This window comes from Ensifer sp. ENS02, assembly GCF_014851885.1.
GTDB lineage: Bacteria > Pseudomonadota > Alphaproteobacteria > Rhizobiales > Rhizobiaceae > Ensifer > Ensifer adhaerens.
In genome coordinates this window covers 246,249-260,036 of record NZ_JACVAO010000002.1, presented here as the reverse complement: position 1 = coordinate 260,036, position 13,788 = coordinate 246,249, and the positions used below count along the sequence as shown (strand labels likewise).

The following is a 13,788-nucleotide window of genomic DNA, read 5'->3' as shown; positions in this document are numbered from 1 at the left end:
GTGCGATGCCGTGCCGTCAACTGGACTGACATGGGTGGTCTGACCACCCGAACGAGGAGTGAACGATGCAGCAGCAGATCCGTCGGGCAAGCCGAGCCGACCTCGACATCATGATCGAGTGGGCCGCGGAAGAGGGGTGGAACCCCGGCCTCGGCGACGCGGGGCCTTTCTGGGCAGCCGACCCCGAGGGCTATTGGGTGGCGGATGGAGAGGGGGCGCCGGTCGCCGCGATCTCGCTGGTGCGGTACAACGAAAGCTTCGGCTTTCTCGGCTTCTTCATCACCCGGCCGGACCATCGCGGCAGGGGCATTGGCCGACAGCTGTGGCAACAGGCGATGTCGGTTGCCGATCGGCGCATCGTCGGTCTGGACGGCGTGGTCGCGCAGCAGGAGAACTATAGCCGGTCCGGCTTCGCCTACGCCCACGCGAACATCCGCTACGGCGGCATCATCGACGTGGTCGAGCCGCCGGGCGCGGATCTGCTGGAGGTCGCGCCGGTGCACATGCCGCTCCTCATCGACTATGATCGCCGCTTCGTCCCGGCGCGTCGCGAGGTGTTTCTGCGCGAGTGGCTGAAGGCGAGCGACGGGCGGCGCAGCGTCTTGCTGCTGCGCGATGGCGCGGTGGCGGCCTATGGGACGATCCGGGCCTGCCGCAACGGATACAAGATCGGGCCGCTCTTTTCCGACACCGAGACCGGCGCCGATCTGGTCTTTCGCAAGCTTGCCGCCGGCGTCAACGGCAGCGAAGTATACCTCGACATCCCTGAACCGAACGCCTCGGCCAAGGCACTTTGCGATCGCTACAATCTCAAGCCCGTGTTTGAGACCGCGCGCATGTATCGTGGGCCGGATCCGGGGCTGCCGCTGGCGCGAATCTACGGAATTACCACTTTCGAGCTGGGCTGACGGAGGGGAGGCGACGGCGGGGCCGGCTTCTGTCAGCCGGCCATCGCGCCTTCATATTCGGCGGAAAGTTCGAGCCATTGCTCTTCGGCATGCGTGAGTTTCGCTGCCGCGTCGGAGCGTTCCTTGGCCTTTTGTGCAGCCTTGGCCGGCGACTTTTCGTAGAGCGCCGGATCGGCAAGTTCCACATCAAGTGCCTGAATCAGTTTCTCCAGCTTTCCGGTCAAGGATTCGATTTCGTTGATCTTCTTGCGGAGCGGCGCCAGCGAGGCGCGCTTGTCGGCATTGACCTTGCGCTGGTCCGCCTTCGAAAGGCTGTCGTCGACGCCGGTCGGCCTCGGCTTCTCGTCCTTCGCCTTGGGGCCACCGACAATCAGGCTGCGGTAATCTTCGAGGTCGCCATCATAGCTCGTCACGGTACCGTCGCGCACCAGCCACAGCCGGTCGGCCGTCGCTTCGATCAGGTGCCGGTCGTGTGAAATCAGGATCACGGCGCCGGAATAGTCGTTGAGCGCGGTGATCAGCGCGTTGCGGCTGTCGATGTCGAGGTGGTTGGTCGGCTCGTCGAGGATCAGAAGGTTCGGCGCGTCGAAGGCGGCAAGGCCCATCAGCAACCGCGCCTTTTCGCCGCCGGAAAGATCCTTGGCGGGCGTTTCCATCTTTTCCGTCGCAAGCCCCATCTGCGCCACGCGTGAGCGCACCTTGGCTTCAGGCGCTTCCGGCATGCGCCGGCGCACGTGCTCGACAGCACTTTGCGTCGGGATCAGGTCGTCGAGTTGATGCTGGGCAAAGAAGCCGACCTTGAGATTGGGAGCGATCTTCAGTTCGCCCGCCTCTGGCGCGAGGCGACCCGAGATGAACTTGGCGAAAGTGGACTTGCCGTTGCCGTTCGAGCCGAGCAGCGCGATCCGGTCGTCCGTGTCGATCCGGAGGTTCAAGCGCTTGAGGATGGGCTTGCCGGGCTCGTAGCCGACGGTACCTCCGGTGACGGCGATGATCGGCGAAGCCGCTTCCTTCTCCGGATCCGGGAAGGAGAAGCCCTGGACATGATCTTCGATCACGGCCGCAATCGTGCCCATCCGCTCCAGTGCCTTGACGCGGCTTTGCGCCTGGCGCGCCTTGGTGGCCTTGGCCTTGAAGCGGTCGATGAAGCTCTGGAGGTGCTTTCGCGCTGCGTCGTTCTTGGCTTTCGCCTTCATCTGCAGCTCGTCGGCTTCCGCCTTCTGCCGCTCGAACTGGTCGTAGGGCCCACGATAGAAGGTGAGCTTCTTCTGGTCGAGATGCACGATGGCGTTGACCGCGGTGTTCAAGAGGTCGCGGTCGTGGCTGATGATGATGACCGTGTGCGGATAACGGCGGATGTAATCCTCGAGCCACAGCGTGCCTTCAAGGTCGAGATAGTTGGTCGGCTCGTCGAGCAGCAGCAAATCCGGCTCGGAAAAGAGTACGCCCGCAAGCGCCACCCGCATCCGCCAGCCACCGGAAAACGACGAGGCGGGACGCAGCTGTGCTTCATGGTCGAAGCCGAGGCCGGCGAGAATGCTTGCAGCACGCGCTTCGGCCGAATGGGCGCCGATGTCGGCAAGCCGCGTCTGGATCTCGGCAATCCGGTGCGGATCGGTCGCGGTCTCGGCTTCGGCGACCAGCGCCGTGCGCTCCTTGTCCGCTTTGAGCACGATCTCGATCAGCGGTTCTTCTGTGCCGGGCGCTTCCTGCGCGACCTGGCCGATGCGCGCGTTTTTGGGTAGCGCGATCGTGCCGGCTTCCGACGCGAATTCGCCGGTTATGATGCGAAACAGCGTGGACTTGCCAGCGCCGTTTCGGCCCACGAGCCCCGCCTTCGTGCCCGCCGGAAGCGTCACGGATGCGTTTTCGATGAGGAGACGTCCCGCGATGCGGGCGGAAAGGCCGGAAATCTGGATCATTGCGGCCTTTTGCCCGGACTTGGCCGGGAAGGCAAGAGGCGTCGGCGTGCTGTTGCCACCGCTGTGGCGGGTCGGGAATTCAAGAGGTCATTGTTATCGATTTTTGAACAAGGCGTTCCGACAATCGATACTACACATCCTCATCGTGAGGGACCATCTCAATAACGGAAGGGCGGGGAACGCTCTTCTGACCGCCTCGATCGACCGAACGCCAGTGGCAGAGGCCCCGCGTTCCGAGGGACGACCGATCCGGCCAAGGACATTTTTGATGAAACCTCGTTCAGCCGAACGAGCCTCCCAGGAGCAAAGACCATGAAAACCGCAATCCAGACCGCTCTTTCCGCCGCTCTCGTTGCAACCGCTATCCTCGGTGGCGCTTCTGCTGCCTTTGCCGGCGGCAGCTACTATGAAGGCGTCAGCCCGACGCCGCTCTATACCGAGCGCACGCCGGCCGTCACCGGCAAGTCGTCCTTCACCATCGGCAGCTCCGAAGCCGGCTATGTCGATCGCACCAACACCGGCTCGGTCGCAAGCTTCAGCGTCGCGCCGAAGAGCGTGATCGGCGGCGAAGGCGAATACTACCAGGGCATTTCGCGCTAACGGCGATGAATGAGGGGGCGCGGGTTTTGGCCCGCACCCCATTTCAAGGGATTTGATGGATCACCGTGATGATCCTATGAGGCGACCCCAAGCGCCTATGCGGGGCCTAGTCCCCGACCTTCTACCTCCACCAAGGAACAGATTGATGAAGAAGTCCTTTGCCGCAATCCTCGTTGCGGCGGCCATGCTCGGCGGCGCGTCCGCCGCTGTCGCAGGCGGAAGCTACTACGAGGGTGTTAGCTCCACGCCGCTCTTTACCGGCCGCGCCGAAGCCTCCGCCGGCACCGGCGTGTCCGCGACCGCAAGCCGCGGCGACTACTATGCGGGCATCGAAGACAGATCCGTCGACAAGACGGCAACCGGCGCGATCGCCAATGGCGGCGCCAGGGCTTTCGGCGAGGCCGACCAAAACAAGCAGTAAGTCACGCCAGACGGTCGACCGAACAACCCGGTCCCGCCCACGCGGGGCCGGGTTGTTTCGTTTTGGCGTTGCCAAATGAGGTACATTGCCATGACAGAAAAAGTCGAAGTCGCCGAGCGGCTCTTCGAGCTCTACCACTGCGTTCATCGCCTGGTGAACGCATCGATGTCGGAGGAAGGCGTTTCGCTCGCGCGCAGCAAATTCCTGTTTTATCTGAACACGCTCGGCCCCTGTCGCTGCGCGGATATCGCCTCGGCGCTCGGCTTTGCGGCCAGAACCGTCACCGAAGCGATCGATGGCCTGGAGCGGGACGGCATGGTCCTGCGCGAACCGGATCCGGAAGACCGCCGCGCGAAGATCATCTCGATCACCGACCGCGGTCGGCTGGCGCTGGAGGCGGCACTGCAGCCGCGCCATCGCACGATCGATGAGCTGTTCTCAGCGCTCGACGATTGTGAACGCACCGAATTCTTCCGGCTGCTCGGCCGTCTGCGTGAAAGGGCGTCGGAAATCGACGAAAGCCGTCACCCGGACGCCGCCTGATTTGCAAGCGTCAAGCGGCGCTCTGGCCGTAGCCCCTGCCGCGGCCGAGGGCCGCCGAATAGCACAGGATGCCGGCGCCATCGCGTGCGCCGGCGAGGGCCTGCTCCGCCTGGGTCAGCAGATCGGCGCTCGTCGATGCCGGTTGCGCAAGGGTGATGCCGGCCGCAAGCGAAAGCGTCTCGGCTGTGTGCGCCCGTCCGGGGAGGGTGACCGTCAGTTCCTTCACCGACTGCCGCAGACGCCGGGCAATGGCCTCGGCATTTTCGGTGCTGACATCCCGGCACACGAAGGCAAACTCCTGCTGGCCTACGCGGGCGACGAAATCGTCCTTCTTGATCGACTTGCGAAACAGCGTCGAGAGCTTGGCAAGCGCCTTCGCGGCGACCGTGCCGCCGTGGTGCTCCGCCATTTCACGCAGCCCTTCCACCGAGGCAAGAAGCAGGGCAACCGGCTGGTCTGCCCGTTCCGCTTCGAGGATCGAGTCGAGTTTTGCCGTCAGCGCCAGGCGGTTCGGCAGGCCCGTGGTCGGGTCGCGGGTCAGGGATCGCCGGCTTTCGGCAAGCTCGCCTTCGAGTTCGGCGAGATGTCTCATGCTGGTTTCCAGCGCCTGCTGGAGAGCGCCTTCTTCATTCGTCAAACGGCCAGCCGCTTCCCGCAGTCGCGCGGCGTCGTCGGCGAACTCGGACATGCCTGCAACGGGGTCCGTGGCCAGGCGGCCGGCGAAATGGTCCAGTTCATCCTTGAAGCTCTGTTTCTGCAGCAAGGCGAGCCTGAGCTTTCCGGCAATCTCGGCAAGCGCTTCCTGGCCGGCGGCTCTCGTGCGGTCCGCGGCAAGTGCTGCATGGGAGATGAGATGATGCCTGAGACCCAAGGCATCCAGCGCATCCTGCTGCGGGTTGTGTCCGAGTGCGGCGAGTTCGCGGGAAAGCTCCGGCAGGCGACCGGACAGCGCCTCGTAGACAAGCTCGTAATTGCGGGGCAGGGCCGCGATTCCGTGCGCCGACATCGCATGCGCCACCTTCAGAATGATCGCCGCCTGCCTCGCCTGCGATCGGCTGGCATCCGCTGGAACTTGCCTGTTCATTCTGTCGTGGCCCCCGGTCGCTTCTCGATCTCTGGATTGATAAGCCGCCACTATGAGAAGGCTGCATTTAAGGGAGTCTGAAGATTTCGGGCTCTGGGCGATTCCTGCCCGGTATGGTTGCTAAATTCCATCGGCCCTCCGTCCACCGCGACCGCATGTCGCGGGAAATGGACGGTCGTCAACTGTCGCCATCTTTATACTTGACGCCTTTAGTCACCAATTATATTCGGCGCTGCTAAATCGGGCATCGAGCCCGGGCAAACAGCGACGGTCAAGCATGTCCCTCTCGTTCATTGCGGATCTGGCGAAATGGGGCGACCGGCCGGCGCTGGTCTTTTCCGGGCAACGGATCGTCACCTATCGCGAACTCCATGAGCGGGTCACCCGCCAGGCACTTGCCTTTCGCGGTCCGCGCGGGCTGGTAACGATCGAGGCCGAGCTTTGCGAGCATGCGATTGTCGCCTATCTGGCAGCGCTCGCCGCCCGGCATGCCGTCGCCATGCAAGCCCCGAAGAACGGCGCTGCCGGCTCCTGGGTCGATGCCTTCGAGCCAGACTTCGGCTTCCGTCGCATCGATGGCCGCTGGCGCACGGAGCATCTGCGACAGGGCGATCGGACGCCCCATGATGAACTGGCCGTCATGCTCTCGACTTCGGGCAGCACCGGTTGCGGCAAGGCCGTGCGCCTGTCGCGGGAAAACATTTCGGCCAACGCTGCGGCGATCGCGGACTATCTCGGCCTGACGGCGGATGATCGCGGCTGCCTGATCCTGCCGCTCCATTACTCCTACGGCCTGTCGGTGCTGAATTCTCACCTGGTCGTCGGCGCCAGCCTCTATATTCCCGGCGGCTCCATCCTCGATGCCGGTTTTCTCGATGGTCTCGCGGAAAGCGGAAGCACGAACCTCTCGGGCGTGCCCTACTCGTACGAGCTGCTGGAAAAAGTGGGCTTCCGCGACCGTCGCTTCGCCAAGCTGCGTTTCATGACTGTCGCCGGTGGCCGCTTGAGCGCTGATGTCATCCGACTCTACAACGACCATCTCGGCACCCAGGGTGTGGCTTTCTTCGCCATGTACGGCCAGACCGAGGCCACCGCCCGCATCGCCTATGTGCCGCCGGCTCAGCTTTCCGGCAACGAGGACAGGATCGGCGTCGCCATTCCAGGTGGACGCCTTCTGATCGTGAGCGAGAGCGGCGTGCCGATCGAAAGCGACGGCGTGGCTGGCGAACTCGTCTATCGCGGCCCGAACGTCATGATGGGCTATGCCATTTCACGGGATGACCTCTGCCGCGGCGCCGACCTTGCCGAATTGCGGACCGGCGACCTCGCCATGCGCCATGCCGACGGCCTGTTCCAGATCGTCGGCCGCATGAAGCGGATCTCCAAGATCGCCGGGCTCAGGATCGCGCACGATGTGCTGGAAGCGGGGCTCGAGGCGCGCGGCATCACCGCTGCCATTGTCGGCGACGATGCCGGCCTTCACGCCTTTTACGCCGGCAGCCGCGATGCCGAAGAGATCAGGCGGCTCTTGGCGCAGGCAAGCGGGCTGACATTGGCCCACCTGAAGGCGACGCCCCTTGCCGAGATGCCGCGGCTTGCCAGCGGCAAGATCGATTACAACGCACTGAACATGGCTGCCCGCCAGGCGGCGGCCAGTGGCGATGATGATAACGGCGGTATCGAAGGGCTCTTTGCCCAGGTCTTCTATCCGAAGCGGGTGAAGCGGTCCGACAGCTTTGTCTCGCTCGGTGGCGATTCCTTGCGCTTCGTTCAGCTGTCGATCGGGCTGGAAAAGGCGCTGGGGCAAGTTCCGGATGCCTGGGAGACCTTGCCGATCGCCGAGCTATCGCTCCAGGAACGGCGCGAGACTGCCACGCGACGGATCGGCACGGACCTCTTGATCCGTGCGCTTGCCATTCTTCTGGTCGTCCTGCACCACGAGGTCCTGTGGCCGATCCCCGGCGGGTCGGCGGCCATGGTCGTTCTCGCCGGCTTCAGCCTTGCGCGCTTTCAGATGGGACCGCTGCTTGCAGGCGACGGCTGGGCGATCCTGCGGCCGCTCGCGCAGGTGCTGATCCCCTATTATCTGATCGTTGCGGCCTATGCGGTCGCCTGGGGTGAGGTGCCCTGGGCCTCGGTCTTTCTCGTCGGCAACTTCGGCGTGGCCCTGCCGGAAACGCACGGCATGGTGCCCTATCTCTACTGGTTCATCGAGGCCTATTGCCAGATGATGATGGTCTTCGTCGGGCTCTTTGCCGTCCCGCAGTTTCGCCGTTTCGTGTCGGCAAAACCCTTCGCCGCCGGGATGGCCTTGCTTCTGGCCGCGCTTGTTACCCGCCTGGCGCTGCCACTCGTCTGGCCGATCGGCAATCGCCAGATCTTTACGCTGCCATGGATCTTCTATCTCGCCGTCATTGGCTGGTGCGCCGCCGTTGCGGAAACGGCCAGGCAGCGGCTGCTGTTGATGCTGGCCGGCACGGGGGCCTTCCTGTTCTTCGGCCTCTACGAAGGAGTCTGGATCGGCACGAAGATCAAATATCTGCTGCAGATCGCCGTCCTGGCCGCGCTGCTTTACCTTCCACGCGTCAGTCTGCCGCGCTGGTCGGCTCAGCTCATCCTGCCCCTGTCGGCGGCGGGTTTCCACATCTACATCCTGCACCGCTTCGTGCCGGAATTGCTGATGGTGCCGATGCAGCCGGCCTTGCCGCCGGCGGCTTTTTCGCTGCTGTCGATCATCGGCGGCGTGGCGCTCGGCCTCGTCGCATGGCTCGGCCAGCGTCAGCTCTTGAAGAAGCTTACCGCATGGCGCGGGCGTGAGATCCGGCCACTGCGGCTGTTCGGCTTCGAGGCGTTGCGCTCGCCGTTACGCCCACTGTGATCCTTGGGTCCTCAGAAACTGGGCTAGGTCCAGTATCAGGGACGGGCGCCCGAGCGCGGTGAGCGTCGCGTGCGCCTGACCGCGATGGTGGGTCTGGTGGTTGAAGAAGTGGCCGAGCGTCGGCGCCAGCCTCTGCGCGACGGCCGCCGGATTGGTGAGCGTTCTGTAGCTAAGCAAAGCGCCAAGGCGCTCGTCGCTGAGGTTGTCGATCCAGGCGATGATGCGTTCGTCCTCGGCCGCCCGCGCGGCGGTAAGCCCGGCGAGGTCCTCGTGCAGGGTCGTGTCGAGTGAAGCAGGGGTATTGCCCTCGCCTGTGAAGCGCTTCATCCAGATGCGGTCGGCAACGAGGATATGATTGAGGGTTGAAAGCAGTGAGCCGAAAAAGGCGCCGCGGTTTTCCCGCAATTCGGCATCGGTCAGCTCCGCAGCAGCAGCATAGACGAGGCGGTTCGCCCAGCGGTTATAATCGGCGAACATGCGAAAATGATCGAGCATCGGCTACCTTCCTGATGGCTGCGGTTGCGGATGGCGACGCTAACCCGGAACCGCATTCCTGTGTCTGATATCATTCATGAAATTTACTGATTTGATGACGCGGCGGATATGTCGTTCAAGAGGACGCCAATCGTCCCGGAGAGTTTGCATGACTAGAAAGCTCTATTCGCTGTGTGGATCCGACAGGGCGCGTCCCTTCTCGCCGCATGTGTGGAAGACCGCGATGTCGCTGGCCCACAAGGGGCTCGACTTTGACACCGTGCCGATCGGTTTCACCGAAATCCGAGCGGTCGAGGACGGGGCGACGAACCTGGTGCCGTTGCTGCGGGATGGAGAAAAGCTCGTGAAGGACAGCTTCGAGATCGCCCTTTATCTCGAACGGACCTATCCGGACCGTCCGGCGCTCTTTGCCGGCGAGGGGGCGATGGCGATCGCCCGCTTCGTCGAGGTTTGGTCGCAGACGACGCTGCACCCGGCCATCACCCGCATCATCATCCGGGATATTCACGACCGGCTGGATCCCGTCGATCAGGCCTATTTCCGCGAGAGCCGGGAAAAGCGCTTCGGCACGTCGCTCGAGGCCGTGGCCGAAAGTGGCGGATCCTCTCTCGCAACCTTCTCGGAAAAGCTCGAGCCTTTGCGCCATCTGCTGAAGATTCAGGATTTTCTGGGTGGTGCAACGCCGCTTTTCGCCGACTACATCGTCTTCGGCGCGTTTCAGTGGGCGCGCATCGTCTCGCCGCAGCGCCTGCTTCAGCCGGGTGATCCCGTCACCGCCTGGTTTGAGCGCTGCCTCGATCTGCATGGCGGGCTCGGGCGCAGTGTGACGGCTGCGTGAAACCCGCCTGGCCTAAGCCGAATCATCGGTGAACCCCCTTGTTTTGCGCGGAATTGGCGGCTAATGAACCGCCACTTCTCAAGAAACAAGGGATTTGAGCCAATGGCTATTGAACGTACCTTCTCGATGATCAAGCCGGACGCGACCAAGCGCAACCTGACCGGCGCCATCACCAAGATGCTCGAAGATGCCGGCCTGCGCGTCGTCGCTTCCAAGCGCGTCTGGATGAGCCGTCGCGAAGCCGAAGGCTTCTACGCCGTTCACAAGGAGCGTCCGTTCTTCGGCGAACTGGTCGAGTTCATGTCCTCCGGCCCGACCATCGTTCAGGTTCTCGAAGGCGAAAACGCAATCGCCAAGAACCGCGAAGTCATGGGCGCCACCAACCCGGCAAACGCTGACGAAGGCACGATCCGCAAGGTTCACGCTCTCTCGATCGGCGAAAACTCGGTTCACGGTTCGGATGCTCCGGAAACCGCTGCTGAAGAAATCGCCTACTGGTTCTCGGGCACCGAGATCGTTGGCTGATTCAAAATCTTCGGTTCGAGCCATAGCGGCTTGAATTGACTCAGGATTTGAGCCGGAGCGGAAACGCTCCGGTTTTTTGTTGCCCGGTCTCTCAGACGGGGCACTTCGCGGTCTCGAAATGGGCTGGTGCCTTGCCGCCGCTGAAGACCGCCGGGTTCTTGTCGTAGGCCGGGCCCTCGACCAGCGGTTTGGCCGGCATGATGTCCTGATCGACATCGGAGACGACGGTGGTCTCAAGCTTCTGCAGTGACTGGCCTTCGGGGCCTTTGACCTCGATCGACACCGTATAGGGGCGATCCTTCTTCACGCAGGTGACATCGGGGCTTTCCAGCACCACCTTCTCCAACTTCGGAAAGAGCTTGCGCTCCAGTGTCAGCGCGTCGCCGCCGGCCGGATTTTCGAAGCGCGCCACCACGATGCTGCCGTCGGGCACCGCCTCGGCCTTGGTCAGCGTGACCATGTAGGTCGCATAGGCGAGGCGGTAGTTGAAGACGAACATTTTGCCCGTCAGCTTCAGCGGATCCGGGCCGCTCTCGCGCTGACATGCCGCAGCGGCAAGTGCGATGGCAAGTGTGGCCAAGATCCCGAATATCCTTGTCATGGGCCTGCTTCTTCCCTGTTGCGGTGATAGTGGCGCTTGGCTTTGGTGCGGTTGCCGCAGACGGCCATGTCGCACCAGGTGCGGCTGCGGTTGCGGCTGCGGTCGAGAAACAGCCAGCCGCAATTCGGGCAGATCTTCAGCCGATCGGGCTCGGGGTTGGCGGCAAGCGTGAGCGCCGATTGCGCCGTTGCGGTGTCGAGCGAAAGCAGGCCACCCTGGTGCGTCGAGCCGCGCAAGACGCCGGCGATGGCTTCCAGCAGATCCGCCAACAGTTCCGGCCGGCCCGTGTCCGAGATCTCCGCGCGAAAATGCCGGTCGGTCGCTTCGCGCAACTGCAAGAGCCGGCCACGGTTCTCCGCGGCGACAGGCGCAAGCGCGCCGAAGCGTACACTCTCCGCGCTGTAGCGGTTGGCCGCTTCCGCAAAGGAATGGAGTGCGACGACATCGGCGAAGCGGTCGATCCGGCGTTCGGGATCGAAACGCAGGACGATGGAATTGGCGACATCCAGTGCCAGGGCGCCGCCGGCAAATCGATGGGCTGTCCAGGTGAAGGTCATGCAAAAATCCTAACTGGCAAAATTGATTTTACCAGTTATATTGATCTTGTCACGCTCCGGATGCGCCATGCTCTATTTTCTGCAGCAGCTCGCCAATGCCGTTCCCGTCGCAGCGCTCTACGCGGCGCTGGCCTTTGGCTACGCGATCGCCTTTGCCGTGACCCGCCGGGCCGATCTCACCTATGGTGCGCTCTTTGCCTTCTCGGGCCAGATCTTTGTGCTGTTTGCTGCTTTCGGCTGGGACCGGCTGTGGCTGGTGCTTCCGGCCGCCCTTGGCCTCGGTGCGGCGGCTGCCTTGACTTTCAGTGTTGGTGCCGGGCTCGTCGCCGGGCGTTATGTCATGCGGCCGTTGGCCTTCTCGTCGGCCAACACCGTCGTCGTCGCCTCGCTCGGCTGCCTGCTGGTGCTGATGGAAACGGCACGGCTTGCCTCGGAGACCCGCAGCCTGTGGCTGCCGCCGTTCCTCAATGCCAACATCGTCTTCTGGGATGATCCGCGTTTCCCGGTCACGTTGACCGTCATCCAGCTCGGCAATACCGCGCTGATGGCGGCGTTGGTGGCGGCCGGGCACTGGTTCCTGACCCATTCGCGGGCAGGGCGGTTCTGGCGGGCCGTCTCCGAAGACCGGGGGGCTGCAGCGCTTTGCGGGGTCGACGCGGCCACTGTCTACATCGTCGCCTATGGCGCGGCGTCCCTGATTGCTGCCCTTTGCGGCATCCTCGCCGCGTCCTACTACGGCAACATGGATTTCGGCACAGGGCTTACTTTCGGCGTCAAGGTACTGTTCATCGCCGCCATCGGCGGCCAGGCCTCGCCGCTCTATGCAGCCCTCGGCGCTGCCGCGGTCGGCCTGCTCGAAACACTATGGAGCGCCTATGGGCCGATCCTCTGGCGCGACTTTGCGATCTTCGGATTTCTGGTGATCGTGCTGGCGGTGACGCGCAAGGAGAAGGTCATTCCCTGACCTCAAGGAACGGGCGGCTACTTCGACCAGCGGTCCCGTGCGGTGTCGTCAGCATCCTTGGCGCTGACCCAGCCGCCGGTCGTGCCGTCGCCCAAATGTTCCTTCTTCCAGAAGGGAGCCGATGTCTTCAGGAAATCCATGATGAAGTTGGCGCCGTCGAAGGCGGCCTGCCGGTGCTGCGAGGCGGCAACGACAAGCACGATGTTCTCGCCGGGAAGGATCTTGCCGTAGCGGTGGATGGCGGTGGCCGCCTGGAGCGAGAAGCGCTCGACCGCCTCCTGGCAGATGCGTTCGATCTCCGCCTCGGCCATGCCGGGGTAGTGTTCCAGTTCGAGGGCGGCAAGCGTGCCTGCCTCGTCGCGGCAAAGCCCGGAAAAGGTGGCGATGGCGCCGATGTCGGCACGCCCGGCCGAAAGCTTGGCGACCTCGCTATTGAGGTCGAAATCCTCGCGCTGGACGCGCACGGTCACCGGCGCGCGCATAGCCTCAGCCACCCGTCATCGGCGGAAACAGGGCGATCTCCCGGGCGCCGGCGATCGGCTCCTTGTGGTCGACATGTTCCTGGTTGATGGCCGCGCGGATGACGTTTTCATGTTCGAGCGCCGCCTCGTATTCCTCGCCGAGCGTCTTCAGGTGCTGAAGCAGATCGGCAATGGTGACGACACCGGCGGGAAGGTCGAGGGTTTCCTCGCCCTTGCCGATACGCTCGCGCACCCATGAGAAATAGACCAGGTTGACGGTGCTCATTCGTTGACCACGTGCTTGAGGCCGGCGCGGAAGTAATCGTAGCCCGAATAGAGCGTGATCGCGGCGGCAATCCACAGGAGCACGATACCGGCTTCCGTCGTATAGGGCAAAATCTTGTCGCCTGCCGGGCCGGCAAGCAGGAAGGCGATGGCGACCATCTGGATCGTCGTCTTCCACTTGGCGATGCGGGTAACGGGAACGCTGACCTTCAGCGCCGCCAGATATTCGCGCAGGCCCGAGACCAGGATTTCACGGCACAGAATGATGATCGCAGCCCAGATCGACCAGCCGGCGATCGTGCCGTCGGCGGCGACCAGCAGCAGGATGGAGGCGACCAGCAGCTTGTCGGCGATCGGATCGAGCATCTTGCCGATGTTCGATGTCTGCTTCCAGATGCGTGCGAGATAGCCGTCGAAGAAATCAGTGATTGAGGCAACGGCAAAAAGCGCCACTGCCGTCCAGCGCGCGAAGTCCGAACTGTGCAGCCGTCCTTCGACGAAGAAGCAAAGGACGATCAGCGGCACGATCAGGATGCGGAAATAGGTGAGCAGGTTCGGGATGCTGTAGGCGACGGGCGTGGGCATGGATTCGTGTTCTCTGGTTCGTCAGGTACAGAAATGACTTTGCTGGCCGGAGGTCAACAGGTCATCGTCGTCAACTGTCATATTTGCCCTATCGCATGTGAACGCCGGGTGAATTGTGACA

The 13,788-nt window shown here is 63.3% G+C and carries 16 protein-coding genes; 8 read left to right on the top strand and 8 right to left on the bottom strand.

The window, feature by feature from the left end; translation table 11 throughout:
• Positions 1-65 precede the first annotated feature (65 nt).
• Positions 66-908 carry a GNAT family N-acetyltransferase gene (locus IB262_RS05820; RefSeq protein WP_112975722.1) on the top strand — a complete coding sequence of 281 codons (843 nt, stop codon included), beginning with the start codon at positions 66-68 and terminating at the stop codon, positions 906-908.
• Positions 909-940: 32 nt separating this feature from the next.
• Here the strand turns inward: IB262_RS05820 and IB262_RS05815 are convergent, their stop codons facing one another.
• The gene (locus IB262_RS05815; protein WP_112975721.1) at positions 941-2,830 is read right to left on the bottom strand and encodes an ABC-F family ATP-binding cassette domain-containing protein; all 1,890 of its coding nucleotides are present in this window, start codon (positions 2,828-2,830) and stop codon (positions 941-943) included.
• A 312-nt stretch (positions 2,831-3,142) separates the two neighbouring features.
• On the opposite strand from IB262_RS05815, the gene IB262_RS05810 reads away from it, so the two are divergent.
• The 3 genes from IB262_RS05810 (at position 3,143) to IB262_RS05800 (ending at position 4,394) form a co-directional block, all read left to right on the top strand.
• Positions 3,143-3,430, top strand: coding sequence for a hypothetical protein (locus tag IB262_RS05810; protein ID WP_112975720.1), 288 nt, complete (start codon positions 3,143-3,145; stop codon positions 3,428-3,430).
• A gap of 145 nt (positions 3,431-3,575) precedes the next feature.
• Complete coding sequence (locus IB262_RS05805) at positions 3,576-3,851, top strand: hypothetical protein (protein ID WP_060522129.1); 276 nt, start codon at positions 3,576-3,578, stop codon at positions 3,849-3,851.
• 90 nt (positions 3,852-3,941) lie between these two features.
• A complete protein-coding gene (locus IB262_RS05800; protein WP_112975719.1) occupies positions 3,942-4,394 on the top strand; it encodes a MarR family transcriptional regulator in 453 nt (150 codons plus the stop codon).
• Positions 4,395-4,404: 10 nt separating this feature from the next.
• On the opposite strand, the gene IB262_RS05795 is transcribed toward IB262_RS05800, so the two are convergent.
• Positions 4,405-5,478, bottom strand: coding sequence for a GGDEF domain-containing protein (locus tag IB262_RS05795; RefSeq protein ID WP_089043935.1), 1,074 nt, complete (start codon positions 5,476-5,478; stop codon positions 4,405-4,407).
• Positions 5,479-5,755: 277 nt separating this feature from the next.
• On the opposite strand from IB262_RS05795, the gene IB262_RS05790 reads away from it, so the two are divergent.
• The gene (locus IB262_RS05790) at positions 5,756-8,356 is read left to right on the top strand and encodes an AMP-binding protein (protein ID WP_112975718.1); all 2,601 of its coding nucleotides are present in this window, start codon (positions 5,756-5,758) and stop codon (positions 8,354-8,356) included.
• Here IB262_RS05790 and IB262_RS05785 read toward each other — a convergent pair.
• Complete coding sequence (locus IB262_RS05785) at positions 8,342-8,851, bottom strand: DinB family protein (protein ID WP_060522133.1); 510 nt, start codon at positions 8,849-8,851, stop codon at positions 8,342-8,344. The genes IB262_RS05790 and IB262_RS05785 overlap by 15 nt on opposite strands.
• A 148-nt stretch (positions 8,852-8,999) precedes the next feature.
• On the opposite strand from IB262_RS05785, the gene IB262_RS05780 reads away from it, so the two are divergent.
• Together IB262_RS05780 and ndk are read left to right on the top strand one after the other, a co-directional pair.
• The gene (locus IB262_RS05780) at positions 9,000-9,689 is read left to right on the top strand and encodes a glutathione S-transferase family protein (protein WP_112975717.1); all 690 of its coding nucleotides are present in this window, start codon (positions 9,000-9,002) and stop codon (positions 9,687-9,689) included.
• Between the two features lie 102 nt (positions 9,690-9,791).
• Positions 9,792-10,214: a nucleoside-diphosphate kinase gene (gene ndk, locus IB262_RS05775; RefSeq protein WP_034803877.1), complete on the top strand. Its 423-nt coding sequence runs from the start codon at positions 9,792-9,794 to the stop codon at positions 10,212-10,214.
• A gap of 91 nt (positions 10,215-10,305) precedes the next feature.
• Here ndk and IB262_RS05770 read toward each other — a convergent pair whose 3' ends face one another.
• Together IB262_RS05770 and IB262_RS05765 are read right to left on the bottom strand one after the other, a co-directional pair.
• Complete coding sequence (locus tag IB262_RS05770; RefSeq protein WP_060604266.1) at positions 10,306-10,815, bottom strand: hypothetical protein; 510 nt, start codon at positions 10,813-10,815, stop codon at positions 10,306-10,308.
• Positions 10,812-11,372, bottom strand: coding sequence for a CGNR zinc finger domain-containing protein (locus IB262_RS05765; RefSeq protein WP_112975716.1), 561 nt, complete (start codon positions 11,370-11,372; stop codon positions 10,812-10,814). Before IB262_RS05765 ends, IB262_RS05770 begins: the two co-directional genes overlap by 4 nt.
• Before the next feature lie 67 nt (positions 11,373-11,439).
• Between IB262_RS05765 and IB262_RS05760 the strand changes: the two genes are divergently transcribed.
• The gene (locus IB262_RS05760) at positions 11,440-12,336 is read left to right on the top strand and encodes a branched-chain amino acid ABC transporter permease (RefSeq protein ID WP_060604269.1); all 897 of its coding nucleotides are present in this window, start codon (positions 11,440-11,442) and stop codon (positions 12,334-12,336) included.
• A gap of 17 nt (positions 12,337-12,353) precedes the next feature.
• On the opposite strand, the gene IB262_RS05755 is transcribed toward IB262_RS05760, so the two are convergent.
• The 3 genes from IB262_RS05755 to pgsA are packed head-to-tail and all read right to left on the bottom strand — an operon-like array spanning position 12,354 to position 13,667.
• Positions 12,354-12,818: a molybdenum cofactor biosynthesis protein MoaE gene (locus IB262_RS05755; protein WP_112975714.1), complete on the bottom strand. Its 465-nt coding sequence runs from the start codon at positions 12,816-12,818 to the stop codon at positions 12,354-12,356.
• Between the two features lie 4 nt (positions 12,819-12,822).
• Positions 12,823-13,083 (bottom strand): molybdopterin converting factor subunit 1, encoded by a 261-nt coding sequence (gene moaD / locus IB262_RS05750; protein WP_034803865.1) that lies wholly within the window; start codon positions 13,081-13,083, stop codon positions 12,823-12,825.
• Positions 13,080-13,667: a CDP-diacylglycerol--glycerol-3-phosphate 3-phosphatidyltransferase gene (gene pgsA / locus IB262_RS05745; RefSeq protein WP_034803862.1), complete on the bottom strand. Its 588-nt coding sequence runs from the start codon at positions 13,665-13,667 to the stop codon at positions 13,080-13,082. Before pgsA ends, moaD begins: the two co-directional genes overlap by 4 nt.
• Positions 13,668-13,788 lie beyond the last annotated feature (121 nt).

Coding starts and splice junctions, on each gene's coding strand:
- IB262_RS05755 (WP_112975714.1), bottom strand. CDS start 12,818: ATGCGCGCGCCGGTGACCGTGCGCGTCCAGCGCGAGGATTTCGACCTC.
- IB262_RS05760 (WP_060604269.1), top strand. CDS start 11,440: ATGCTCTATTTTCTGCAGCAGCTCGCCAATGCCGTTCCCGTCGCAGCG.
- pgsA (WP_034803862.1), bottom strand. CDS start 13,667: ATGCCCACGCCCGTCGCCTACAGCATCCCGAACCTGCTCACCTATTTC.
- IB262_RS05780 (WP_112975717.1), top strand. CDS start 9,000: ATGACTAGAAAGCTCTATTCGCTGTGTGGATCCGACAGGGCGCGTCCC.
- IB262_RS05765 (WP_112975716.1), bottom strand. CDS start 11,372: ATGACCTTCACCTGGACAGCCCATCGATTTGCCGGCGGCGCCCTGGCA.
- IB262_RS05770 (WP_060604266.1), bottom strand. CDS start 10,815: ATGACAAGGATATTCGGGATCTTGGCCACACTTGCCATCGCACTTGCC.
- IB262_RS05805 (WP_060522129.1), top strand. CDS start 3,576: ATGAAGAAGTCCTTTGCCGCAATCCTCGTTGCGGCGGCCATGCTCGGC.
- IB262_RS05820 (WP_112975722.1), top strand. CDS start 66: ATGCAGCAGCAGATCCGTCGGGCAAGCCGAGCCGACCTCGACATCATG.
- IB262_RS05790 (WP_112975718.1), top strand. CDS start 5,756: ATGTCCCTCTCGTTCATTGCGGATCTGGCGAAATGGGGCGACCGGCCG.
- IB262_RS05810 (WP_112975720.1), top strand. CDS start 3,143: ATGAAAACCGCAATCCAGACCGCTCTTTCCGCCGCTCTCGTTGCAACC.
- IB262_RS05795 (WP_089043935.1), bottom strand. CDS start 5,478: ATGAACAGGCAAGTTCCAGCGGATGCCAGCCGATCGCAGGCGAGGCAG.
- IB262_RS05815 (WP_112975721.1), bottom strand. CDS start 2,830: ATGATCCAGATTTCCGGCCTTTCCGCCCGCATCGCGGGACGTCTCCTC.
- IB262_RS05800 (WP_112975719.1), top strand. CDS start 3,942: ATGACAGAAAAAGTCGAAGTCGCCGAGCGGCTCTTCGAGCTCTACCAC.
- ndk (WP_034803877.1), top strand. CDS start 9,792: ATGGCTATTGAACGTACCTTCTCGATGATCAAGCCGGACGCGACCAAG.
- IB262_RS05785 (WP_060522133.1), bottom strand. CDS start 8,851: ATGCTCGATCATTTTCGCATGTTCGCCGATTATAACCGCTGGGCGAAC.
- moaD (WP_034803865.1), bottom strand. CDS start 13,083: ATGAGCACCGTCAACCTGGTCTATTTCTCATGGGTGCGCGAGCGTATC.